26 protein-coding genes are annotated in these 24,043 nt (G+C 33.2%); 20 read left to right on the forward strand and 6 right to left on the reverse strand.

Annotation, left to right across the window (positions count from 1 at the left end; translation table 11 throughout):
- The 8 genes from ACJJV4_RS16295 to ACJJV4_RS16330 all read left to right on the forward strand — a co-directional run bounded on the left by ACJJV4_RS16295 (nucleotide 1) and on the right by ACJJV4_RS16330 (nucleotide 7,877).
- Complete coding sequence (locus tag ACJJV4_RS16295; RefSeq protein WP_405296368.1) at nucleotides 1-1,194, forward strand: glutamate-5-semialdehyde dehydrogenase; 1,194 nt, start codon at nucleotides 1-3, stop codon at nucleotides 1,192-1,194.
- Nucleotide 1,195: 1 nt separating this feature from the next.
- The gene (gene proB / locus ACJJV4_RS16300) at nucleotides 1,196-1,960 is read left to right on the forward strand and encodes a glutamate 5-kinase (RefSeq protein WP_405296552.1); all 765 of its coding nucleotides are present in this window, start codon (nucleotides 1,196-1,198) and stop codon (nucleotides 1,958-1,960) included.
- 99 nt (nucleotides 1,961-2,059) lie between these two features.
- On the forward strand, nucleotides 2,060-2,998 hold the full coding sequence (locus ACJJV4_RS16305; protein WP_405296370.1) for an acetylornithine carbamoyltransferase: 939 nt from the start codon (nucleotides 2,060-2,062) through the stop codon (nucleotides 2,996-2,998).
- The gene (gene argB / locus ACJJV4_RS16310; RefSeq protein WP_405296372.1) at nucleotides 2,999-3,778 is read left to right on the forward strand and encodes an acetylglutamate kinase; all 780 of its coding nucleotides are present in this window, start codon (nucleotides 2,999-3,001) and stop codon (nucleotides 3,776-3,778) included. It abuts the gene before it with no gap.
- Nucleotide 3,779: 1 nt separating this feature from the next.
- Nucleotides 3,780-4,850 carry a M20 family metallo-hydrolase gene (locus tag ACJJV4_RS16315; RefSeq protein ID WP_405296374.1) on the forward strand — a complete coding sequence of 357 codons (1,071 nt, stop codon included), beginning with the start codon at nucleotides 3,780-3,782 and terminating at the stop codon, nucleotides 4,848-4,850.
- Nucleotides 4,851-4,927: 77 nt separating this feature from the next.
- Complete coding sequence (argH, locus tag ACJJV4_RS16320; RefSeq protein ID WP_405296376.1) at nucleotides 4,928-6,202, forward strand: argininosuccinate lyase; 1,275 nt, start codon at nucleotides 4,928-4,930, stop codon at nucleotides 6,200-6,202.
- Between the two features lie 55 nt (nucleotides 6,203-6,257).
- Nucleotides 6,258-6,800 (forward strand): hypothetical protein, encoded by a 543-nt coding sequence (locus ACJJV4_RS16325; RefSeq protein WP_405296378.1) that lies wholly within the window; start codon nucleotides 6,258-6,260, stop codon nucleotides 6,798-6,800.
- Nucleotides 6,801-6,908: 108 nt separating this feature from the next.
- Nucleotides 6,909-7,877, forward strand: coding sequence for a bile acid:sodium symporter family protein (locus ACJJV4_RS16330; RefSeq protein ID WP_405296380.1), 969 nt, complete (start codon nucleotides 6,909-6,911; stop codon nucleotides 7,875-7,877).
- Nucleotides 7,878-8,159: 282 nt separating this feature from the next.
- Here ACJJV4_RS16330 and leuB read toward each other — a convergent pair whose 3' ends face one another.
- Nucleotides 8,160-9,278, reverse strand: coding sequence for a 3-isopropylmalate dehydrogenase (gene leuB, locus ACJJV4_RS16335; protein WP_405296382.1), 1,119 nt, complete (start codon nucleotides 9,276-9,278; stop codon nucleotides 8,160-8,162).
- Between the two features lie 51 nt (nucleotides 9,279-9,329).
- Nucleotides 9,330-10,505: a 2-isopropylmalate synthase gene (locus tag ACJJV4_RS16340; protein WP_405296384.1), complete on the reverse strand. Its 1,176-nt coding sequence runs from the start codon at nucleotides 10,503-10,505 to the stop codon at nucleotides 9,330-9,332.
- A 148-nt stretch (nucleotides 10,506-10,653) separates the two neighbouring features.
- Here ACJJV4_RS16340 and ACJJV4_RS16345 point away from each other — a divergent pair, with 148 nt between their 5' ends.
- The 6 genes from ACJJV4_RS16345 (at nucleotide 10,654) to ACJJV4_RS16370 (ending at nucleotide 15,346) form a co-directional block, all read left to right on the forward strand.
- Nucleotides 10,654-12,201: a hypothetical protein gene (locus ACJJV4_RS16345; protein ID WP_405296386.1), complete on the forward strand. Its 1,548-nt coding sequence runs from the start codon at nucleotides 10,654-10,656 to the stop codon at nucleotides 12,199-12,201.
- Nucleotides 12,202-12,345: 144 nt separating this feature from the next.
- Nucleotides 12,346-12,579 (forward strand): hypothetical protein, encoded by a 234-nt coding sequence (locus tag ACJJV4_RS16350; protein ID WP_405296388.1) that lies wholly within the window; start codon nucleotides 12,346-12,348, stop codon nucleotides 12,577-12,579.
- A 186-nt stretch (nucleotides 12,580-12,765) separates the two neighbouring features.
- The gene (locus ACJJV4_RS16355; protein WP_405296390.1) at nucleotides 12,766-13,698 is read left to right on the forward strand and encodes a peptidylprolyl isomerase; all 933 of its coding nucleotides are present in this window, start codon (nucleotides 12,766-12,768) and stop codon (nucleotides 13,696-13,698) included.
- Nucleotides 13,699-13,872: 174 nt separating this feature from the next.
- The gene (locus ACJJV4_RS16360; protein ID WP_405296392.1) at nucleotides 13,873-14,292 is read left to right on the forward strand and encodes a hypothetical protein; all 420 of its coding nucleotides are present in this window, start codon (nucleotides 13,873-13,875) and stop codon (nucleotides 14,290-14,292) included.
- Nucleotides 14,293-14,313: 21 nt separating this feature from the next.
- Entirely contained in the window at nucleotides 14,314-14,859 is a 546-nt protein-coding gene (locus ACJJV4_RS16365) for a YfiT family bacillithiol transferase (RefSeq protein ID WP_405296394.1), read from the forward strand.
- 1 nt (nucleotide 14,860) lies between these two features.
- On the forward strand, nucleotides 14,861-15,346 hold the full coding sequence (locus tag ACJJV4_RS16370) for a GNAT family N-acetyltransferase (protein ID WP_405296396.1): 486 nt from the start codon (nucleotides 14,861-14,863) through the stop codon (nucleotides 15,344-15,346).
- Here the strand turns inward: ACJJV4_RS16370 and ACJJV4_RS16375 are convergent.
- Nucleotides 15,343-15,903: a thioredoxin family protein gene (locus tag ACJJV4_RS16375; protein WP_405296398.1), complete on the reverse strand. Its 561-nt coding sequence runs from the start codon at nucleotides 15,901-15,903 to the stop codon at nucleotides 15,343-15,345. The two genes, ACJJV4_RS16370 and ACJJV4_RS16375, sit on opposite strands and share 4 nt — an antisense overlap.
- Nucleotides 15,904-15,950: 47 nt before the next feature.
- Here ACJJV4_RS16375 and ACJJV4_RS16380 point away from each other — a divergent pair, with 47 nt between their 5' ends.
- From ACJJV4_RS16380 to ACJJV4_RS16390, 3 genes are all read left to right on the forward strand, one after another.
- The gene (locus ACJJV4_RS16380) at nucleotides 15,951-16,286 is read left to right on the forward strand and encodes a tRNA-binding protein (protein ID WP_405296400.1); all 336 of its coding nucleotides are present in this window, start codon (nucleotides 15,951-15,953) and stop codon (nucleotides 16,284-16,286) included.
- A 3-nt stretch (nucleotides 16,287-16,289) separates the two neighbouring features.
- Entirely contained in the window at nucleotides 16,290-17,180 is an 891-nt protein-coding gene (locus ACJJV4_RS16385) for a bile acid:sodium symporter family protein (RefSeq protein ID WP_405296402.1), read from the forward strand.
- Nucleotides 17,181-17,291: 111 nt separating this feature from the next.
- Nucleotides 17,292-18,230, forward strand: a complete 939-nt coding sequence (locus ACJJV4_RS16390; RefSeq protein WP_405296404.1) for a 1-acyl-sn-glycerol-3-phosphate acyltransferase — start codon at nucleotides 17,292-17,294, stop codon at nucleotides 18,228-18,230.
- A 55-nt stretch (nucleotides 18,231-18,285) separates the two neighbouring features.
- Here ACJJV4_RS16390 and ACJJV4_RS16395 read toward each other — a convergent pair whose 3' ends face one another.
- Nucleotides 18,286-18,681, reverse strand: coding sequence for a PUR family DNA/RNA-binding protein (locus tag ACJJV4_RS16395; RefSeq protein ID WP_405296406.1), 396 nt, complete (start codon nucleotides 18,679-18,681; stop codon nucleotides 18,286-18,288).
- 138 nt (nucleotides 18,682-18,819) lie between these two features.
- Nucleotides 18,820-20,577, reverse strand: coding sequence for an ABC transporter ATP-binding protein (locus tag ACJJV4_RS16400; RefSeq protein WP_405296408.1), 1,758 nt, complete (start codon nucleotides 20,575-20,577; stop codon nucleotides 18,820-18,822).
- Between the two features lie 198 nt (nucleotides 20,578-20,775).
- Between ACJJV4_RS16400 and nusB the strand changes: the two genes are divergently transcribed.
- The 3 genes from nusB (at nucleotide 20,776) to yajC (ending at nucleotide 22,596) form a co-directional block, all read left to right on the forward strand.
- Nucleotides 20,776-21,723 carry a transcription antitermination factor NusB gene (gene nusB, locus ACJJV4_RS16405; RefSeq protein ID WP_405296410.1) on the forward strand — a complete coding sequence of 316 codons (948 nt, stop codon included), beginning with the start codon at nucleotides 20,776-20,778 and terminating at the stop codon, nucleotides 21,721-21,723.
- A gap of 87 nt (nucleotides 21,724-21,810) precedes the next feature.
- A complete protein-coding gene (locus tag ACJJV4_RS16410) occupies nucleotides 21,811-22,281 on the forward strand; it encodes a DUF1573 domain-containing protein (protein ID WP_405296412.1) in 471 nt (156 codons plus the stop codon).
- Between the two features lie 15 nt (nucleotides 22,282-22,296).
- Entirely contained in the window at nucleotides 22,297-22,596 is a 300-nt protein-coding gene (gene yajC, locus ACJJV4_RS16415; protein ID WP_405296414.1) for a preprotein translocase subunit YajC, read from the forward strand.
- A 102-nt stretch (nucleotides 22,597-22,698) separates the two neighbouring features.
- Here yajC and ACJJV4_RS16420 read toward each other — a convergent pair whose 3' ends face one another.
- Complete coding sequence (locus tag ACJJV4_RS16420; RefSeq protein ID WP_405296416.1) at nucleotides 22,699-24,030, reverse strand: M28 family peptidase; 1,332 nt, start codon at nucleotides 24,028-24,030, stop codon at nucleotides 22,699-22,701.
- Between the last annotated feature and the right edge of the window lie 13 nt (nucleotides 24,031-24,043).

The following is a 24,043-nucleotide window of genomic DNA, read 5'->3' on the forward strand; positions in this document are numbered from 1 at the left end:
ATGAACACCCTATTATCTATAGAAACTAGAAATGCTGTTTTATTAAAAATGGCAAAGCTTTTAGAACAAGAGCGACAAGCAATCATTACTATTAATAAAACGGATTTAGAAGCTTATAAAGGAGACGATATTTCCATGTTTGATAGATTGAAAGTTGACGATTTTAAAGTTGATGAAATGATTAAATCTGTTACCCATTTAGCTTCGCAAGATGATCCCGTAGGTGTGGAGCGTTTTAGTTTTAAGCATGATAACGGGATGCAGGTTTATAATAAAACGGCATCGTTTGGTACGGTTTTAATTATTTATGAATCGCGTCCGGATGTTACTGTAGAAGCAGCTGGAATTGCTTTTAAATCTGGTAATAAAATTTTATTAAAAGGCGGAAAGGAATCTTTAAAGTCAAACTTAAAAATTGTAGAATTATGGCACCAAGCTCTAAAGGAGCAAGGTGCATCAACCGATTGGGTTGAGTATTTACAATTTAACCGTACAGAAACTCAGGCATTTTTAGAAAAACCAACACAAAAGGTCGATTTAATTGTACCTCGTGGTGGCGAACGATTAATAGCATTTGTAAAAGAACACGCTACATGTCCGGTAATTATTAGTGGTCGTGGTAATAATTTTGTTTACGTACACGAAGCAGCTGATTTAGATATTGCCATAGATGTTATTATGAATGGGAAGTCTAAAATTTCTGCTTGTAATGCGGTTGATAAAATTTTAATTGACGAAAATCTCGCTGATAAAGATTTATTTGTTTCTCGATTAATTACAAAATTAAAAGATGCCAATATTGAAGTTTTAGGAGATGCTAGCATTTCTAAAAACCACGGTGTAGAAGCGATTGCTTCCGAAGATATTTGGTATAAAGAATTTTTAGATTATAAAATACTTATAGGCGAAATAGCATCTAACCAAGATACTATTGCCATGATTAATAAATATTCAGGTGGACATTCTTCCGTTATTGTTACTACAAATAATGACGAAGCTAAAATGTTTATGGAAAACGTAGATACAGCGGCGGTTTATCATAATGCATCCACACGTTTTACGGATGGTGGGCAATTAGGTTTAGGTGGTGAATTGGCTATCAGTACAGATAAATTACACCAACGCGGACCAATTGGTTTGCAGCATTTAGTTACAAATAAATGGTATGTTCATGGTAACGGACAAACAAGATAGCATGCAGAAAAAGAAACGAATTTTATTAAAAATAGGGTCTAATACACTTACCAAAGAGACTAACAATATTTCCCGTGGTAAAATTGAAGATGTTGCCAATCAAATAGCAAAACTTCAAGATACTTGCGAGTTTATAATTGTAAGTTCTGGCGCAATAGCTGTGGCAAAGCAGTTTGTAAAGTTAGAAAGCAAGCAGGAAGATGTTTTTGTTAAGCAAGCCTTGGCATCCATTGGTCAACCGCATTTAATTCGTATTTATCAAGAAATTTTCAGAGAGTATGGTTTATTAACATCACAATGTTTATTATCATATTCCGATTTTGAAAAACAGGAAAGTAAAACCAATATTGTTAATACTATAAATGTTCTAGTACAAAACAATTACATTCCTATAATCAATGAAAATGATACAGTCGCTACAGACGAAATAAAATTTGGCGATAATGATAAATTAGCAGCCTTAACAGCATCACTTTTGGAGGTAGACTTACTTGTAATAGCAACCAATACTAATGGTATTTATACAAAGGAATCTATTGAAAAAGGAATACCTGAAACTATTGCTGAGGTTAACGATTTTGATGAGTTAAGGGCACAAGTTGTTAATTCTAAATCTTCTCACGGAAGTGGAGGTATGGAATCTAAAATAGAGGCAGCAGCTGTTACACGAAAAGCGAATATAGAAACTTGGATTGTAAACGGTTTGGAAGATAATTTCATAACCGATGCTTTTGAAAATAAAGTGTCGTTCACCAAAATTAAATAGTGAAAGTTTTTAGGCGAATGTAGCCTGAAATAAATAGTTAAAGTACAAGACTTTTTTAGGTTTCTGAAACCTTGAAAGTTTAAAAATAAGTTTAAAAAAATGAAACATTACACATCCATAAACGATATCGACAACATCCATACCTGGATTGAAGAAGCGAAGGCCTTAAAAGAAAAACCGTTGCAAGACATTGAACTAGGAAAAAATAAAACCTTAGGTTTATTATTCTTTAATTCTAGTTTACGTACGCGTTTAAGCACACAAAAAGCGGCTTTAAACTTAGGAATGAACCCTATTGTAATGAATGTTTCTGGCGATGCTTGGGGAATTGAGTTTGGAGATGGCACTGTAATGAATGGTAATACAGCCGAACACATCAAAGAAGCTGCTGCTGTGATATCTCAATACTGCGATATTATTGCAGTTCGTGCATTTCCGAGTTTAACAGATAGAGAGTTGGATGAAAGTGAGCATGTTTTAGAGTCCTTTAAAAAGTTTGCATCAGTTCCTGTCATTAGTATGGAAAGCGCTACAGGTCATCCACTGCAAGGTTTAACCGATGCCATTACTATTGTAGAACACGCTAAGGTATCTAAACCAAAAGTGGTATTAAGTTGGGCGCCACACATTAAGGCGTTACCACATGCGGTTGCAAATAGTTTTACACAAGCCATGAGAAAAATGGATGTGGAGTTTGTAATAGCTAACCCAGAAGGTTATAATTTAAACCCGGAAATTACTGGCGATACGCGAATTTATCACAATCAAGAAGAAGCTTTTAAGGATGCCGATTTTGTTTATACAAAAAACTGGAGTTCTTATGAAGATTATGGTCTAGTTGATAATGTTGACCCTGAATGGATGATTACTAAAGATAAAATAGGTGATGCTAAATTTATGCACTGTTTGCCTGTGAGACGAAACTTGGTTGTGGAAGATGCAGTTTTGGATAGTGATAGTTCTCTGGTTATTCAACAATCAAATAATAGAACATTTGCAGCGCAATTGGTTTTAAAGAAGATTTTAGAAAATTTATAAATGAAAGAAAAATTATCGATCATAAAAATAGGAGGAAACATCATTGAAGATGAAACTTCCTTAAATGCTTTTCTAAAGTTATTTTCTAATTTAGAAGGTAAAAAAATTTTAGTGCATGGTGGCGGAAAACGTGCCACACATGTTGCATCAAAATTAGGCATTCAATCTCAGATGGTAAATGGCAGGCGTATTACCGATGCCAAAACTTTAGAGGTTATTACCATGGTTTATGGTGGGTTGGTTAATAAAAATGTAGTGGCTAAACTTCAAGCTTTAAACATTGATGCGATTGGGTTAACAGGTGCAGATATTAATAGTATCCAATCCGTTAAACGCCCTGTGAAAGATGTAGATTTTGGTTTTGTTGGCGATGTTGAAAAGGTTGCTCACAAATCTATAGATAAATTAATTCAAGCCGATTTCACACCTGTTTTTTGTGCCATTACTCACGATGGTAAAGGGCAACTACTAAATACAAACGCCGATACCATAACGTCGCAAGTCGCTATTGGCATGAGTAAACTATACGAGACTTCTATTTATTATTGTTTTGAATTAAATGGGGTTTTAGAAGATATTAATGATAAAAACTCTGTTGTAAAACATATCGACACTAACTTGTATAAAGATTTGTTAGAAAAAGGCATTATTGCCGATGGTATGTTACCTAAATTAGAAAATTGTTTTGCGGCCTTAAATAATGGAGTGAGCGCTATAAACATGGGGAATACGGAAATGTTAACCCAAGAAAATGATAATTTTACAAAAATAACTTTATAAAATGACGCAGCAAGATTTAACAAATGATGCCATTTCACTTTTAAAAAAGCTGATAGAAACACAATCGTTTTCTTCGGAAGAAGATCCAACGGCATTACTTATAGAAGATTGGTTTAAGCGTTATAATATTGAATTTACACGCACTCAAAATAATGTTTGGGCATTAAACAAGCATTTTGATGATAGTAAGCCAACTTTACTTTTAAACTCGCATCACGATACCGTAAAACCAAATTCGGCATATACCAAAGATCCTTTTAAGGCTATTGTAGAAGATGGAAAGTTATATGGTTTAGGTAGTAACGATGCTGGAGGTTGCTTGGTATCTTTAATTGCGACGTTTACACATTTTTACAATCATGACAATTTAAAATATAATTTGGTTATAGTTGCTTCCGCAGAAGAAGAAAGTAGCGGGCCAAATGGCTTAAATAGTATGTTGGCTGTAATACCGCACGTTGATGTGGCTATTGTAGGCGAACCAACTTTAATGAATTTAGCTGTGGCAGAAAAAGGCCTTGTAGTTTTCGATGCCGTTGTAGCCGGAACACCAAGTCACGCGGCACATCCAAACAATAATAACTCTATTTATAATACGATAGAAGTGTTACAGTGGTTTAAAGATTTTAAGTTCGAAAAAGGATCTAAAGCTTTAGGAGACGTAAAGTTAACAGTGACACAAATTAATGCAGGTTCGCAACATAACGTTGTTCCTGGCCATGTGGATTTAGTGATAGATGTTCGTGTAAACGATGCTTATAGTAATGCTGAAATCGCTGAGGTTTTGCAAGAAAAAGCACCGTGTACAAGTATTACACCGCGTAGTTTGCGATTAAATTCGTCGTGTATCCCAATGGAACACGATTTGGTAAAAGCGGGTATTACTATGGGAAGAGAAACTTATGGTTCACCAACCTTGTCAGATCAAGCAGCATTGAGTTGTCCGTCTTTAAAATTAGGGCCAGGAGATAGCACACGTTCACATTCAGCAGATGAGTTTATTTATTTGCATGAAATAGAAGAAGGTGTCGATTTATATATTAAATTATTAGATAAGGTTATTATAAATTAAGAAACGGAAAGTAGATTTTTCTTCTTTCTATAAACAATAGATTTTCGCTTTCGCGGAAACAGAAAAAAAGTATTAAGATGAAGTTGTGGGACAAAGGTATTTCAATAGATAAAAAAATAGAACAATTTACTGTAGGAAATGATAGAGAAATTGATATTCATATAGCAAAGTACGATGTAATTGCATCCCGTGCACATGCTAAAATGCTTCAAAAAATCGGAATTATCTCTGTTGAGGAGTTAGTCGATTTATTACGTGGTTTAAAAGGATTAGAAGCTCAAATTGCCGATGGAACTTTTGTTATCGACGCGCAGTTTGAAGATGTACACTCTAAAATTGAATTCGAACTTACCAAATCTTTAGGTGAAGTTGGAAAAAAAATACATACGGCACGTTCTAGAAACGATCAAGTTTTAGTGGCTTGCCATCTATACTATAAAGATAATTTGAGTGTTATAAAAGATAAAACTAAAACACTTTTTAATACACTTTTAGACTTAGCTGATACTTATAAAGATAAGGTTTTACCTGGCTATACGCACTTACAAGTAGCTATGCCATCATCTTTTGGGTTGTGGTTTTCTGCATACGCAGAATTAATGATAGACGACGTGTTTCTATTAGATGCTGCTATAAAAACGGTAGATCAAAATCCGTTAGGTTCGGCTGCAGGTTACGGAAGTTCTTTTCCTATCGATAGAGAATTAACTACTAAAGAAATGGGTTTTGCAACACTTAAATACAATGTGGTTGCAGCACAAATGGGACGTGGTAAAAACGAACGAACTATTGCTATGGCTTTAGGAAGTTTGTGTAATACACTGTCTCGTTTTGCAATGGACACCTGTTTATATATGAGTCAGAATTTTGGATTTGTTTCTTTTCCAGACGAATTAACAACGGGAAGTAGCATTATGCCACACAAGAAAAACCCAGATGTTTTCGAGTTAATTAGAGGTAAGTGTAATAAAATACAGGCCTTACAAGGTGAAATGGTTTTAATAACCAATAATTTACCAAGTGGATACCACAGAGATTACCAATTATTGAAAGAAAACATGATTGCTGCTTTCGAAGAATTAAAAGATATCTTGGATATTTTTAACTATTCTATTCAGCAAATTATAGTGAAAGACGTTGATGTAAATAGCGATTTATATAAATACCTTTTCACAGTTGATAATATAAATACTTTGGTTGTAGAAGGACAAAGTTTTAGAGAGGCATACCAAAAAATTGGCGGACAGGTGCAAGATGGTACTTACGTCCCTGATACCTCTAAAAAGCACACACATGCCGGAAGTATCCATAATTTATGTTTAGATAAAATTCGTGCTAAGTTCCCTGTTTAATTTTAGTTCAAACAGATTTTGCTGTTGTTTATAGTTTATATAACTTTTGAAAATAATGTTTAGAACAGTTGTTTTATTATTTATATTTTTCACACAAATAACCTTTTCACAAGAAAATGGTAACTGGAATAAAGCATCAGTATTTACTAAAACAGATACTATTCAGGGATTTGTTAAAACTAAAAGTATTTCTTTTGATAGTGTTAAATTCAAGAAAAGTATGGATGATTCTACGGAGCATTTAACACCTGATTTAATTGAAGGATATAAGGTTGAAGAAGAACTTTATCTAAAAAGATTTATAAAAAAAATAGGCAGTTTCGGTTACTATAAATTTGCTAAATTAATAGATCAAGGTCGGTTTACCTTATTTGAAACTACAGGAGAAAGTTCAAATTCTTTCAAAAGCTCTATTTTGTTGTTAGATTTTGACAATAAGTTTGTTATGTTGAAGTTTTTTGACTTTGGGAAACTGAAAAACAAGAAAAAAATTGCTCAGAAACTAGGCAATTATGAGGTATTGCAAAATATAGTTTTAGAAAGAAGATTTGATTATAACAGTTTTGTAGAAGAAATTATAAATCTTAATTCGAAATGAAGGTTTGCTAATAAAAGTTAGATTTATTTTGAAGAACTTGTTTTCTTAAAATATTATCCTTGAACACATAACTATATTAATATTGTATCGTAATTTATAATTTTAAAGATGCATAAAATTAAAATTGATAAATTTGTTTTATCTATTATTGGTGTTATAATATTAGCTTATTTTTTCCCGCAATGGGGCGTAAGTGAAAGCAAAATTCCTATCGATACGATTAGTGCGATAGGAATTTCGCTTATATTCTTTTTTTACGGACTTAAGTTGAGTCCGGCAAAGCTAAAAGCAGGGCTTAAAAACTGGAAGCTACATGTGCTAGTGCAAAGTGCTACGTTTTTAATTTTCCCGATGTTAGTGCTTGCTTTGCGTCCTTTAATACAAAATGAGGCTCAAGAAACGATATGGTTGGCGTTCTTTTTTTTAGCGGCGTTACCATCTACGGTATCATCATCTGTGGTTATGGTATCGATAGCGAAAGGTAATATACCTGCTGCTATTTTTAATGCAAGTATTTCGGGTATTATAGGTGTTGCGCTAACGCCACTCTGGATGGGGCTTTTTGTTAATGATGCTCAAACCGATTTTGACTTTACGTCTATTTACATAAAGCTTATTATTCAAATTATTTTCCCTGTTATTTTAGGGCTTGGGTTGCAACGCTACTTTGGGGCTTTTGTTCAAAAACATAACGCTAAGCTTACGCTTTTTGATAAATCTGTTATTTTACTTATTATTTACAAGAGTTTTGCTGAATCCTTTAAAGGAAACATATTTAGTTCGGTATCGGTAGTCGATTTAATCTTGCTTTTTGTGGCCGTGTTGGTGTTGTTTTTTATTGTTTTTGTTTTGATTGGCTTCTTGTCTAGAAAAATGAATTTTAATAGAGAAGATCAAATTACAGCGCAATTTTGCGGCACCAAGAAGTCTTTAGTGCATGGTACGGTGTTTTCTAAAATTATATTTGGGAATATGGCTTCTATTGGTATTGTTTTATTGCCTTTAATGCTGTTTCATGCGTCGCAAATATTAATTATTACCATAATAGCAACACGATTGTCTAAACGGGAAGATTAGGGGTTTATACCGTATATTCTGTTTTGAAAGTGTAAATCTCTACAAAGAAACAATTACTTAATACTTGCTCTATAGCCTTAGCGGATACTTGCGTTAGGGATTGCAGCATTGTTGGAGCTCTTTTTGTGTTGTTGCACCTATTGCAACACAAAAAAGCGACTGCGGAAAGCCCGACCCTTTGGTAACGCCCAAAAAAAAGCATAAAAAAAGCGCACTTTAAAAAAAATGCGCTGTATAAGGGTTTCCTGAAATTATAATGTTCTGCGTGACTAACTCAAGTAATTAAATAATAGTGGATTGCCCTAAATGTATGTTGGTAAAGTTTAGATTGGTTTCGTCGGGATGATTTATAAAATCTTCGATGAAATCTCCAACCTTGGTGGTGCTAATGTTATCGTATTTGTTATTTAAATCGGGTGTGGTAATATGTAATTTTAATGATTTATCGACACCTTCGCGAACACGGTTGGCTTCTTCATCTAAACCAAAGTGATCTAGCAGCATGGCAGCCGATAGAATGGATGCAATTGGATTAGCAATGCCTTTATTTGCTGCTTTGGTATATGCGCCGTGAATAGGCTCGAACATAGCGTGTTTATCGCCTAATGATGCTGAGGCCAATAGGCCTATTGAACCAACAATAACGCTAGCTTCTTCAGAAAGAATATCGCCAAACATATTTTCGGTTAAAATCACATCAAATTGTCTTGGGTTGATAATGAGTTCCATAGCGGCATTATCAATATACATGTATTTTAATTTTACGTCTGGATATTGCGGTGCAATTTCTTGCACGATGCGTCTCCAAAGGCGTGAGCTTTCCAAAACGTTTGCTTTATCTACTAGCGTAATTTTCTTTTTTCTAGACTGTGCCGCTTTAAATGCTGCGTGGGTAATACGCTCGATTTCGTACCTGTTGTAAGTACAAGTATCGGTTGCAGTGTTACCATCTTCACTTAGTGTGCGTTCTCCAAAATAAATACCACCAGTAAGTTCGCGATAAATTAAAATATCTACATCTTTAATTTGCTTTACTTTTAGAGAAGATTTACTTAGTAAATCTTCATAAGCTATTACTGGGCGTATGTTTGTGTGTAAACCTAGCTCTTTTCTAATCCGTAATAAACCTTGTTCTGGGCGTATTTTTGCATTAGGATCCAAATCGAAAGAGGTACGGCCAATGGCTCCAAAAAGCACAGCATCGGCGTTTTTACAAGTGTCTATGGTTTCTTGGGGTAACGGATTACCTGTTTTGTCTATAGCGCCTGCGCCCACTGAACCATGATTGAAAGTAAATATGTGATTAAAATCCATAGCAATGGCTTTTAATACCTTAACGGCTTGCGCGGTGACCTCTGGGCCAATTCCATCGCCTGGCAATACGGCTATATTTAATTTCATGTATTAGAATTTATTTTTTACAAAGATAATGCGTAGCGCATTACTTTTGAATTACGATGACACAATTTCGTTATAAATTTTACTGCTTTCTATAATTTTATGAATATCGCTATCTACAACTTCTTTTTTCTTATCGGCGTAGTCTAAGAAATTCGTATAAATTACGTCTAATTGAAGTTTAGTTAACTCGTACCCAACATTTTTTGCTCTGTAAGCAAGAGCAGCGCGACCACTGCGAGCTGTTAATACAATAGCAGACTCTGTTACACCAACATCTTTAGGATCGATAATTTCGTAAGTTTCACGGTTTTTTATCACACCATCTTGGTGAATTCCTGAGCTGTGTGCAAAAGCATTAGCACCAACAATCGCTTTGTTAGGTTGGGTGTAAATCCCCATGCTGTCGGATACCAATTGGCTTAAGCCGTAAAGCATTTCTGTTTTAATGTTGGTATCTAAGTTTAGGTATGGGTGTTGTTTTAAAATCATAACAACTTCTTCTAAAGCAGTGTTACCAGCACGTTCGCCAATACCGTTAATAGTACACTCTATTTGGCGCGCACCATTAATTACACCTTCTATAGAGTTAGCTGTTGCTAAACCTAAATCGTTATGGCAGTGACAAGATAAAATAGCTTTGTCTATACCCTTTACGTTTTCTTTTAAGTATTTAATTTTTGCGCCATACTCACTTGGTAAGCAATACCCCGTAGTATCTGGTATGTTTAATACCGTTGCACCAGCCTTAATTACGGCTTCGCAAACACGTGCTAAATATTCGTTATCGGTTCTACCCGCATCTTCAGCATAAAACTCAACATCTTCCACAAAAGATTTAGCATAAGTTACGGCTCTAACGGCACGTTCTATTATGGCATCTTGTGTAGATTTAAATTTGAATTTTATATGAGAATCCGATGTGCCAATACCTGTATGTATTCTAGGTAATTTAGCATATTTTAAAGCTTCGGCAGCTACTTTTATATCGTTTTCTACCGAACGTGTAAGTCCACAAACGGTTGCGTTTTTTACAATTTTAGAAATTTCTTCAACCGATTTAAAATCACCAGGACTCGAAACAGGAAAACCAGCTTCAATAATGTCAACACCTAAAAAATCTAGCTGTTCGGCTATTACTAATTTTTGCTCGGTATTTAGTTTACACCCAGGGACTTGTTCACCATCTCTTAGCGTTGTATCGAAAATTTGGACTTTATTATCAGACATTTATTAAAATATATTTTCTTATTGTTCTACGAAGTTATATTTTGCTTAACGAAATGGATAATACAACCTTAGTTTATTACGATGTTTAAAGCAGTTATTATCTACTTAATATTCTAAAAATCAATCAATTAACATTGGTTTTACACCTATGACGAAAGAGCAAAAAGATAATTTGTTTGTGCTAGTGAAATCACTTTCTAAATCCGAAAAGCGCCAATTTAAGCTTTACGTAGGACGATTGGGAGTAAATGAGGACTCTAAGTTTTTAATGCTGTTTAATATTCTCGATAAATTATCGGTTTATGATGAGGCTTTTATTTTAAAGAAAGGTATTGTTAAAAAACAGCAGCTTTCTAATTTAAAAGCGCACCTTTATAAGCAAATATTAATTAGTTTAAGGTTAAATCCGTCGCATAAAGATATTAGACTGCAAATACGCGAACAACTCGATTTTGCAACCATACTTTACCATAAAGGTCTTTACAAACAAAGTTTAAAAATATTGGATAAAGCCAAAAGTTTAGCCATTATCAATGAAGAAAAAAATGTGGCTTACGAGGTGGTCGAGCTTGAAAAAGTTATAGAATCGCAATATATTACTAGAAGTTTAAGTAATCGTGCCGATGAACTTACTATACAAGCTAAAGAGCTTAGTTTACACAATGTATTGGCAAGTAAACTGTCTAATTTATCCTTGCAACTTTATGGTCTATATTTAAAAATAGGCTATATCAAGAACGATGAAGACTATAAACAGGTTACGAAGTATTTTAATGACCGCTTACCTAAGTATGATATACACGAGCTTGGTTTTCGTGAAAAGCTATGGCTATACAAATCTTATTTATGGTATAGTTTTCTAACGGTCGATTTTTTGTCTTGCTATAAGTATTCTCTAAAATGGGTAGATTTATTTTATGCTAAAGAAGAAATGATTGAGCTAAATCCTGTGTTTTTTTTAAGCGGAAATAATTATTTATTAGAGTCGCTATACTTTTTAAGAAAATACGATAAATTTAAGGAGAGCTTAATTAAGTTTGAGGGTGTAACCAAAGAAAAATGGTTCCCTAAGGATGATAATCTTGATGGTTTAGCTTTTCTATACATCTATAATAACAAGTTTAATTTACATTTTATTGAAGGAAGCTTCGAGGAAGGTTTGCCTTTAGTGGATGAGGTTTTGAGTGAATTAAAATTTTATAGAAACCGTACAGACGAGCATCACGTTATGGTATTTTATTATAAAATGGCCAGTATGTATTTTGGAGCCGGAGAAAATAAAAAATGTATAGAATTCTTAGATAAAATTATTAGTAATAAATCATTACAAATGCGTGAAGATTTATTGTGTTTTTCTCGTATTTTAAATCTTGTAGCACATTACGAAGCTGGTTTAGATTACAACCTCGATGTGCTTATAAAGAGTACGTATAAGTTTTTAATTAAAATGGAAGATTTATATGAAGTACAAAAAGAATTTATTAAGTTTTTAAGAGGTTTAGGTGATATCTATCCGCATGAGGTAAAGAATGAATTTAAGAAACTCCATAAAAAACTAAAGGAATATGAAAACGATCCGTACCAAAGTCGAGCATTTTTATATTTAGATATTATTTCTTGGCTAGAATCTAAAATTCAAAATCGTCCTATTGGTTTGGTTATCAGGAATAAATTTCATGAATTAAAGAATAAGTAGTTTTGTTTTTTTTTTTTGTTGAGGAATAGTTTTAATATGAGTTGGTTTAAAATCTCATTATATTTAGACTACCTGCTTTCGACAATTATAAAGAACAAAAACAGCCACATTAAATAGTTTTATTTATTACCATATAATGCCAAAATGTTTATAGAACAAGAAGAAAAATTTAAAGACGTACTTTCTAAAATAGAAGGGACAATTAATGAGCAAAGCTTTTTTAATAAGTTCTTGGAATTGTACCCAGAAGCTTGGAAAAAACATAAAATTATGTATTCAAAATTTACTAGAAGTAAACAATTTGGACAAAAAATTCCGTTACCAAAACCTGAAGTTTCTTTACGAAAAGAAATTAGGGTGTGGTTGCAAAAACAATAAAACCGGAATTTAAACTATCAAAACCAAGCAAACTATCTCATTTTATAAAAATATAAAAAGTAACATAGTTTTAGCGATATAAAGTGTTGGCGATGTTCTCTTTCCGCGAAAGCGAAAAAATAAACCACAAGCTTATTATCTACAAACTTACTTCCGTATATTTGCACTTTCTTAAAAATAACAATCATGCAAGACGGATTATACGCAAAATTTAATACAACAAAAGGAGAGATTCTAGTTGCTTTAGAGTACAAAAAAACACCAGGAACAGTTGGACACTTTGTAGCTTTAGCTGAAGGAAATCTTGAAAACAAAGTAAAGCCACAAGGGACACCTTATTACGATGGATTAAAATTCCATAGAGTAATTGAAGATTTTATGATTCAAGGTGGATGTCCACAAGGTTCAGGAGCAGGAAGTCCAGGTTATAAATTTGACGATGAGTTTCATCCAGACTTAAAACACGACGGACCAGGTGTGTTGTCTATGGCAAATGCAGGACCTGGCACTAATGGAAGTCAGTTTTTTATAACACACGTAGAAACGGCATGGTTAGATGGTAAGCATACTGTTTTTGGTAAGGTTGTAGAAGGGCAAAACATAGTAGATGCCATTGCACAAGGTGATTTAATTGATACCTTAGAGATTGTTAGAGTTGGAGCAGAGGCGGAAGCTTTTAATGGCGTTGAAGCATTTAGAACTTTTGAAGGTTCTCGTGAGGCAAAATTAGCTGCGGCTAAAGCTGCTGGTGAAGCGGAATTAGATAAGTTGGCTGCTGGGTTTGAAAAAACTGAAAGTGGTTTGCGTTACCAAATTATTCAAGAAGGTAATGGTACAAAAGCAGAAAAAGGTAAAACGGTTTCTGTACACTATAAAGGACAATTGGCTGATGGTACTGTTTTCGATTCATCATACAAACGTAATTCACCAATTGATTTTGCAATAGGCGTAGGACAAGTTATTCCAGGATGGGATGAAGGTATTGGCTTATTAAAAGTAGGTGATAAGGCGCGTTTAGTAATTCCGAGTCATTTAGGATACGGAAGTGCTGGAGCAGGAGGAGTAATTCCACCAGATGCTACTTTGGTTTTCGATGTAGAACTTATGGATGTGAAATAATTTATTACTAGATTCTGTAAAGCAGACACTGGTTTCAATATAGATTTGAAAAAGAAAAGCACCTCGAAAGAGGTGCTTTTCTTTTTACCTATAGTTCCATGCCAACTAACTATAAATTAATTTCATTCACCGAAATTGTAATTTTAAAGTTTGTGTTAATATTAAATTCGCAGCATGGTTAAAATAGTAGATACAATATTCTATTCTCGGGTTTTAAAAGAACTGAATTATTCTTTTGGGGATTTTTATATTTTTGAAAAATTTATAGTTTCCGAAATTAAAGAGGGGGTTAATTTCGATTATAGTAATGCAAGAAAAATAATAAATGATGTTTGTGATTTTCTTGGAACGCAGAATGGGGAAAAAATTAATTTTATTTCGAATAGGGTAAATTCATATTCGGTTGTAGCTTCCGATTGGTTAAAATTTTATAAGAATAGCTATAGGCTAAAATCTTATATAGTCGTGTCGGATAGTCCTAGACTATCTAACTCTACCATCGAAAAGCTGTTTTTTAAGGGGACAATAAAACATTTTAAAGAGCTAGATGTAGCTATTAATTTTGTGGAAAATGATATGATAGAAATTACTTAGTATTGTTTTATATTTGTTTCTATGACAGATAAAGAACTACAACAGCTTAAATATCCAATCGGTCAATTTACTTGTCCAGAAAAAATCACATCAAAACATCTGGAAGAGTGGATCTCGGTATTAGAACATTTTCCTGATAGGTTAGATGGCCTAGTGAATGGGTTAACAAACCAACAGTTAGACACGCCATACAGACCAGAAGGTTGGACTATTAGGCAAGTTGTTCACCATTTATCCGATAGTCATCACCATAGTTACACACGTTTTAAATGGGCTTTAACAGAAGATAAACCGGTAATAAAAGCTTATTTTGAAGAACGCTGGGCAGAATTAATAGATTCTAAATCTGCACCTATACATATGTCTTTGGCTCATTTGCGTGCCATTCATTTTAAATTGGTGTACTTATTAAAAACCTTATCGGAAGAAGATTTAAAGGCCTGTTTTATTCATCCGGAAACCAATAGCGAAGTGCCGTTAAATTTTAATGTTGGCAATTATGCTTGGCATAGCAACCACCATTATGCGCATATTGAAAATCTTATAAAATTAAAAGGTTGGATTTAATATGATAAGAAAAGCAACACTTGCCGATGCCAAAGCCCTTCTGGATATCTATAATTATTATGTAATACATACCGTTTCTACTTTTGATGAGGTTCCTTTATCTTTAAGTGTTTTTACAGAAAAAATGGAGCTTATTTTAAAAGACTATCCGTTTATTGTTTTTGAAGAAAATAACAAAATTTTAGGCTTTGCTTATGGTAGTAAATTTAGACCAAAACCAGCTTATAATTATACCGTAGAATCTACAGTTTACGTCAAAAATGGTGTTCATGGCAAACAAATTGGCTCTAGATTATATACGGAATTAATAGCGCTATTAAAGCAACATAATTTTAAATCGATTTTGGGAGTGTTAACCATTCCAAACCCAGCGAGTGTTAAGCTGCATGAAAAGTTTGGTTTTACTCAAGTTGCTCATTTAAAAGAGGTGGGGTTTAAATTTGAAACTTGGCTAGATGTTGGTATTTTTCAATTAAAACTTAATTAAGCTTTTTTCCATTTTATACCACAGCCAATACTTGGTTTTTGTGGCGCATCATTACTAGTGTTATTTACCAAGCAATCTATAGCGTAGCGTAAATCTTTTCCTGTAACAGGAACGCCGTTACCTGGTCTAGAATCGTCCAATTGGCCTCTATAGGTTAATTCTAAATTTGAGTTGAATACATAAAAATCGGGAGTGCAAGCGGCATTATAAGCTTTTGCAACATCTTGCATTTCATCATACAAATAAGGAAAAGGATAATTTTCATTCTCGGCATGAAGTTTCATTTTTTCAGGACTGTCTTGAGGGTAATTAACAACATCGTTGCTAGAAATAGCGATACATGCAATACCTTTTTCTATATAGGTATTTGAAATGGCTACCAACTCTTCATTTACATGAATTACAAAAGGGCAGTGGTTACAGATGAACATAATTACAGTACCTGTTTCACCTTTTAAGGCATTGAGCTCTAGAGTTTCTCCAGAAACGGTGTCTATCAATGAAAAATGAGGGGCTTGTGTCCCTAAAGGAAGCATGTTGGATGGAGTTTGAGCCATAATTAAAAGTTTTATGCTAAGTTCGGGATTATTTGTATTTTTAAAAAATGAACCAATCAATAACTTTCGAAGATTTCACAAAAGTAGATTTAAGAGTAGGGACTATTTTAGAGGTTAACGATTTTCCTAAAGCTCGAAAACCCGCCTATCAATTAACTATTGATTTTGGAGACTTAGGGATAAGAAAAACATCGGCGCAAATTACCACACTTTATGAAAAAGAAGATTTACTCCAAAAGCAAGTTGTGGCTGTTGTTAATTTTGCAAATAAACAAATCGCTAATTTTATGAGTGAGTGTTTGGTTTTAGGAGCTGTGAGAGGTAAAGATGTTATGTTGCTAAATCCCGAAAATAAAATAAAAAACGGAACGGCTGTTTTATAGGATATGCAAGAACTTGATTATGTAAAAATCAACTTTGATAGTAATGGTTTGTGGGTTTTAAACGTAGCCTTGGCAGTTGTTATGTTTGGGGTTGCATTAGGTATTAGTTTAAGTGATTTTAAAATTTTATTCAAGCAACCAAAAGCTGTTTTGGTTGGAGTCTTAAGTCAGTTTATATTATTACCGCTTGTTACTTTTTGCTTTGTTTATGTTGTGAAACCACAACCTAGTATTGCTTTGGGAATGATTATGGTTGCGGCTTGCCCTGGTGGTAACATATCTAATTTTATGACGCATTTAGCCAAAGGAAATACAGCGTTGTCCATAAGTTTAACAGCGTTTGCAACTTTTACGGCTGTTTTTATGACGCCTTTTAATTTTCAGTTTTATGGAAATTTGTATCCGCCAACGGCTCAAATTTTAAAAAATGTAGCGCTAAATCCTTTGGATTTAATACAATTGGTGTTGATGATACTTGGTGTTCCTTTAATCTTGGGCATGTTATTACGCCACTATAAAGAAACATGGGCTATTAAGTTATCTAAACTACTGAAACCATTATCTATCATTATTTTTGCCGCTATTGTTATTATTGCTTTTTCTAAAAATATAGATGTGTTTAATGCTTACATTCATCATGTTTTAATATTAGGAATAGGGCATAATATACTTGCTATTTTACTCGGGTTTTTATTGGCAAAGGCCTTTAAGCTTTCTTTTAAAGATCAAAAAACTTTGGCTATTGAAACAGGTATTCAGAACTCAGGCTTGGGTTTACTTCTTATTTTTTCATTTTTCAATGGGTTAGGAGGTATGGCTATTTTAGCTGCGTTTTGGGGAATATGGCATATTATTTCAGGACTCTTATTGGCCACGTATTGGTCTAAAAAATAAAACATAATAAAAGTACTATTGAATAAAATTTGGTTACATAGTGTACGGTTGTATATTAGGTTAGGATTGTTTTTCTATTACAAGAAAATCCATGTTTTTAATGCGGAAAACATGCCTCAAAATAAGCCATTATTACTATTGTCAAACCATCAGAACGCGTTGTTAGATGCGTTAATCATTGGTACACAATCGGGAAGATTTCCTTATTTTCTAACAAGAGCAGCCGTTTTCAAAAAACCACTAGTAGGCAAAATATTGCGAAGCTTGCAAATGCTACCGGTATATAGAATTCGTGATGGTTGGAATACTATCAATAATAACAAAGCTATATTCGAGGCTTGTTCGGGCATATTGAATAATAATGAAATGGTGGCTATTTTTCCAGAAGGAAACCATAATTTAAAACGAACCGTACGGCCGTTAAGTAAAGGGTTTACACGTATTGTTTTTGATACCTTAGATACTTATCCCGATATAGATTTACAACTTATTCCGGTTGGATTAAATTACCAGAATGCTGAGCGGTTTGGAGATTCGGCTTCGTTATATTTCGGTGAAATTATTAAGGCAAAAGATTATGCTGCAGATAAAAGAAGCGAAGCAGTGATAAATTTAAAAACTAAAATTCATTCTGAAATATCAAAACTTACAATACATATACCTTCAGATGCATATAAAGAAACGATTACGAAGCTTAACAATTTGAATGTAAGCTTTACTAATCCTAAAGTAATTCATGATTTTTTAGAAAACCGAGGCACTTTATCTGAAATTAATACATATACAAAACCGACTTTATTGAAAAGTGGATTAAAGTTTCTACTAATTTGTAATTTGATTTTACCGTATTTAGTTTGGAAGTTTATTGCTCAACCTAAAGTTAGTGATGTTGAGTTTATTGGGACCTTTCGTTTTGCAATAGCCATTACTTTGGTGCCTATTTGGTTGTTAGCGGTTTCTGGAATTATTTGGGTAGTCTTCGGATGGCAAATAGCACTTGGTTATATTTTAGGTAGTTTATTTTTGGCGCTACTTGCGGTTAAGACATAAAAAAATCCGTTGCTAAGAAAGCAACGGATTTTTAATTTATATGTTTTGAAACGTTTTAGATATCATCAAAGCTAATATCAGTAAAACTTTCTGGTGTTTTTAAGTCTGCTTCGGTAACTCGAGATCCATCATCTTCCGAGTTCTCGTATTCTTTTTTGAAATCCTTTTGGTGACGTTCACTTATTACTTCATCTCCTTTTTCATTTATAATGTAATCCGTCATTTCTGCTAGAATATCTTTAAACTCAGCAAAATCTTCTTTATAAATATAAATTTTATGTTTTTTGTAATGAAACGAGCCGTCATCATTTGTAAATTTTTTACTTTCAGTAATTGTTAAATAATAATCTTCAGCCTTTGTCGCTCTTACATCAAAAAAGTAAGTACGTCTTCCTGCTCTCAATACCTTTGAAAAAATCTCCTCTTTCTCCATCATACCATTATTGTTCATAATTATATAGAAATTTGTTTTTAATTCTAGTGTTTCAAAAATCTAAAAAAAACCTAAACAAACCAACCTTTTAAGGAGTTTCTTTTTAAAAAGTAATATTTAATTACTGCAAATAAACTAAATATAACTGTAAGTGTTTTATTTTGAAGAGGTTTCGCTTAGTTGTTTTAAATATAAATGTTTGTAATACCCATCTATTTCTATTAACGTATCGTGCGTACCTTGTTGTACAATTTTACCATCTTCTAACACAATTATTTTGTTTGCATTTTTTGCCGAAGACACCCGGTGACTTACTATAATGGTAGTTTTTCCTTTTGTAATTTTATTCAAATTTTTCAGGATTTTTTCTTCCGTTTCGGTATCCACAGCAGATAAGCAATCATCGAAAAGTAAAATTTTTGGTAATTTTATAATCGCTCTAGCTATAGAAACGCGTTGCTTTTGTCCTCCGGAAAGCGTGATACCGCGTTCGCCTAAAACTGTATCGTAGCCTTTATTGAATTTCATAATATTTTTATGAACTTGTGCATTTTTTGCGGCCTCGATAACTTCGTCATCGGTTGCGTTTTCCTTACCAAATTTAATATTGTTCTTTAGACTATCAGAAAACAAGAACGCTTCTTGGGGCACATAACCAATACTGTCTCTTAAATTTGATAGGTTTAATTGGCCTATTTGCTGTTTGTTGATTATTATAGAGCCTTCATCAATATCATATAGACGACCAATTAAATCTAAAATAGTAGATTTTCCAGAACCTGTTTTTCCTATAATGGCAAGTGTTTCGCCTTCTTTTACATGGAAATTAATATTTTGTAAGGCTGTTATATTGGTATCATCGTAAGTAAAGGACACATTTTTAAACTCAATATCGCCAGTAATTTCAGTGTTAGATTCAACTGTGTTTTTTATTTCAGGCTCTATTCTTAAAAACTCATTAATTCGCTTTTGCGAAGCTTCAGCCTGCTGTACAATCGATGTTACCCAACCAACAGTTGCTACTGGCCAGGTTAGAAGGTTTACATAAATTATAAACTCTGCAATGGTACCAATACTTTCAATTTCGCCATTAATATATTGCATGCCTCCAATGTAAATTACAATTAAGTTACTTACGCCAATTAATAAAATCATCATAGGGAAAAACCAAGCTTGCACACGTGCCAAATCTATTTGTTTTTCTTTGCTTTCTGCAGCAAGAGTAGAAAAGTTGACAGATGTTTGGGGTTCTATGCCGTATGCTTTTATTACAGAAATACCACTAAATGATTCTTGGGTAAATGTGGATAGTTTGGATAGATATTCCTGTACAATTGTACTTCTTCTATGTATTTCTTTACTTAATTTGTAAATAACAATAGATAGAATAGGTAACGGTATTATGGTGTATAAAGCCAGAGAAGGAGATTCCTCGAACATATATATCAATGCAATAACAAAAAGAGTTACCGTGTTTATGCTATACATTATTGCGGGACCAGCATACATTCTAACTCGACCAACATCTTCGCTAATACGGTTCATTAAGTCACCGGTTCTATTCTTCTTGTAGAAATTTAAAGATAATTTTTGGTACTGCTCGTAAATTTCATTTTTTAAATCGAACTCGATATATCGAGATACATTTATAATATATTGTCGCATAAAAAATGTTAGTATACCACCAACAATGGCCGCACCTATAATGAACAGGATAGCTTCTAAAAGTTCAGCTTTAAAGGCCGCAAGAGGCATGTTTTCATTAAAGTATTTTTCTATTACGATAAATATTTTTTTTACATATCTAGGTGTAAATAGCAAAAACATGCGGGCAATTATAGTAATAAATATCCCGATTAATAGGTTGGTTTTGTATTTTAGAAAGTACTTATTTAAGTGTTGTAATTCTTTCATTTATTTTAAAGGAAATAAGGTGCAAATATAGGGTATTCATTATAATTAAGATATTTATATACTCTAAGCAATTGTTAAATATAGCTTAAAGTATTTAGTAATAATAAAGTGTTTAAAATCCGTTTTTATTTAAATATAGTGTTATTTTTGCCGCACGAAAGCAATAAAAAATTTTCTAACCAAAATAAGTTCTTTGTAATGATGCTAAATAGAAGACATATTCGTGTAAAAGTAATGCAAACCATGTATGCCTTTAAAGGTAGTGAAAGTGATGATTTTAGTAAAGATCAAAAATTCTTACTATTTAGCATTGATAACATGTATAACTTATACCTTTTACTTATCTCGCTAATAATTGAAGTTCAAAAAAGAGCTGAAAGTAACTTGGTGAAAAAGCAAAATAAGCACCTAGCTACAAAAGAAGATATTGACCCGAACCGAAAATTTGTTAACAATGAAGTTTTTAAAATTTTATTGAACAACTTGGACCTGAAGGATAAATTAGAACGTTATAATATAAAGGATTGGGAATTAGATAGCGAGTATGTAGATGTTATCTTTAAGGCTATAACGTCTAGTGAATTGTACCAGAGCTACATGGAAACTAAAACATCTAGTTTTAAGGAAGATAAAGAATTTTTAGTTGATGTTTTTAAAGAAATAATCGCTCCAAACGAAAAACTTTACGAGTATTTAGAAGATAAAAATTTAACATGGTTGGATGATTTGCCAACGGTTAATACAACTATTTTAAAAATACTTAGAAAAGTAAAATTAACGTCTTCGGAAAATCACTTTACACCGCCATTATATAAAGATACTGAGGATAAACAATTTGCTATCGATTTGTTTAGAAAAACATTGTTGAACAGAACCGCTATAAATAAAGAGATTGAGCTTAAAACTCAAAATTGGGATTCGGATCGTATTGCAAATGTGGATTATGTTTTATTGCAAATGGCTATATGTGAGGTGAAAAGCTTTCCGTCTATTCCTGCAAAAGTAACTATTAATGAGTATTTGGAAATAGCTAAAGAATATTCTACACCAAAAAGTAGCGTGTTCATTAATGGTATTTTAGATAAGCTTGTAAAGGAATACACCGAAGCCGGAAATTTAAATAAAATTGGTAGAGGATTAATGTAGGTTATTTTATGTTAAGAGTATTACAAAAATTTCAATTCGACTAAATAATTGTTATTTTTGCAACTTCAATTAAAAAATATATTTAAAATGAAAAAGATTATATTAGGATTAAGTGCATTATGTGTATTAGCTTTAACATCTTGTAAAGAAGAAAACGCAGCAAAAAAAATTGAAGAAGCAAATGTTACGGCTGCGGCAGTAAGAGATGCTAGTGCATCTAATTTTCCTGTAATTGAGTTTGAAGAAACTACTCACGATTTTGGAGAAATAGAAGCAAAAAAATCTGTTGAGACTGTTTTTAAATATACAAACACAGGTAAAGCACCATTAGTAATTACTAATATTGGGACATCTTGTGGATGTACTGTACCAGAAGATTGGTCTAGAGAGCCATTAGCTGTTGGAGAAACGGGGCAGTTTACCGTAAAATATAACGGTAGTGGTAAAGGGAAAATCTCTAAAAGTTTAACACTTACTGCTAATACTGAAAAAGGAAAAGAAATAGTTAAAATTGCGGCATTTGTAAAAGATGACGCTAATAGCGTAATGACTAAATAAATAATAAAAATTATAATGGGAGAAGGTGGAATTGGTGGTTTATTGCCATTTGTATTAATGTTTGTAGTAGTGTATTTCTTTATGATTGCACCACAAATGAAACGTGCAAAAAAAGAAAAGAAATTTGCAGCCGAGTTAAAACGTGGCGATAAGGTTATAACCAAAAGTGGTTTACACGGCAAAATTTTAGAACTTAATGACAAAGACGGTAGCTGTGTTATCGAAACAATGTCGGGAAAAGTGAAATTTGAACGTTCGGCAATTTCTATGGAAATGAGCACTAAACTTAACGCTCCTGCAGTAGTTAAAAAATAAACATTTACTTTAATGTGAATAAAAAAAGAACCCTTTTGGGTTCTTTTTTTTTGATTCATTTTAACTGCGAATATATTTTATCTATCAAATTGTAAGAAAGAATCACCTTATAATGGCGTTAGGAAATACTACTGGACTTTCAAAACCATCTTTTCCAACGGAAGCAATTCCAAAGAAATAATTGTCAATTACAATTCCGTTAAGCATAAACTCTAATACATTACCAACATAACGGCTATAGTCCCAAGTGGGTGAGGTGGTATCTCTCCAGTATATTTTATAGCCAACAGCGCCAGTAACTTTTTCCCATTTAAACTTAACCGCTGGTTCTACAATACCTCCAATAGCAACGGATTTTGGAGCAGGAGGCGCCCAAGCTAAACTAGCCAAGTTAATAGCATTTACTGTGGTTAGCTTTTTTGCATAATCAAAATTAACGTGCTCGATGACATCCCCATATTTTATACCGTTTTCTTCTCTTATATCTTGATGCTGCTGCGTGTAGTTTTCATGAGCTTCCATAATACGGATTCCTGCGAAACCTAAGTCGTTGAAAGGTCTGTGGTGTCCACCACGTCCAAAGCGATCTAATCTATAAACCATTATTGGGTTCATTTCTGGCATGTATGTTTTTACCGTTTTATTAATATAGCGTGCTAATTGACGTGAAATCCCATCGACTTCGCCTCCATAAAACCGTCGTAAATTGCGTTGTTTTTCAGTTTCGTTAGCAGGAACTGGTTCTGAGAAAATTCGGAATGTACGGTTATCAATAACACCATCGACACCTTTTATATTTCCAATCATATCATTATTAAGTATTCCAATAATGTCCCAATCATTATCTTTAGCGTATTTGGCTAAGCCTCCACCACCAAATAAACCTTGTTCTTCACCAGATAGACCAACATAAATAATACTGTTTTCAAATTTATAATTAGATAGTACTCTCGCCGCTTCAATAGTTCCGGCCATACCAGATGCATTATCGTTTGCTCCAGGAGCATCTTTTGTAAACTCCATAGTATCGCTACCACGAGAGTCTATATCGCCGCTCATTATAATATAACGATTTGGGTATTTTGTTCCTTTTTGAATGGCTACAACGTTAACAACCCATGCATCATGAGGAACACGTTTATTACCTTCTTTAGTAACAAAATCCTTTTGGTAAAAAACGTTTAGACAATTTTTGCAATCTTGAGATATGGTTTCAAATTCAGATTTTATCCAGCGTCTTGCGGCTCCAATACCTCTAGTGTCGGAAATAGTATCGCTAAAAGTATTTCTCGTTCCAAAATCAACTAGTTTTTGAATATCTGTCTCAATGCGTTCTGCAGAAATAGCCTCAATGATATCATATAGTTTTTGATTGGTTTGGGCCGATGTTATTGTTATTGAAAGAAGGAGTAAAGGGAGTAGTAATTTTTTCATTCAGTTTTTTCTT

It is taken from the genome of Algibacter sp. Ld11 (assembly GCF_045066735.1).
Lineage (GTDB): Bacteria > Bacteroidota > Bacteroidia > Flavobacteriales > Flavobacteriaceae > Algibacter.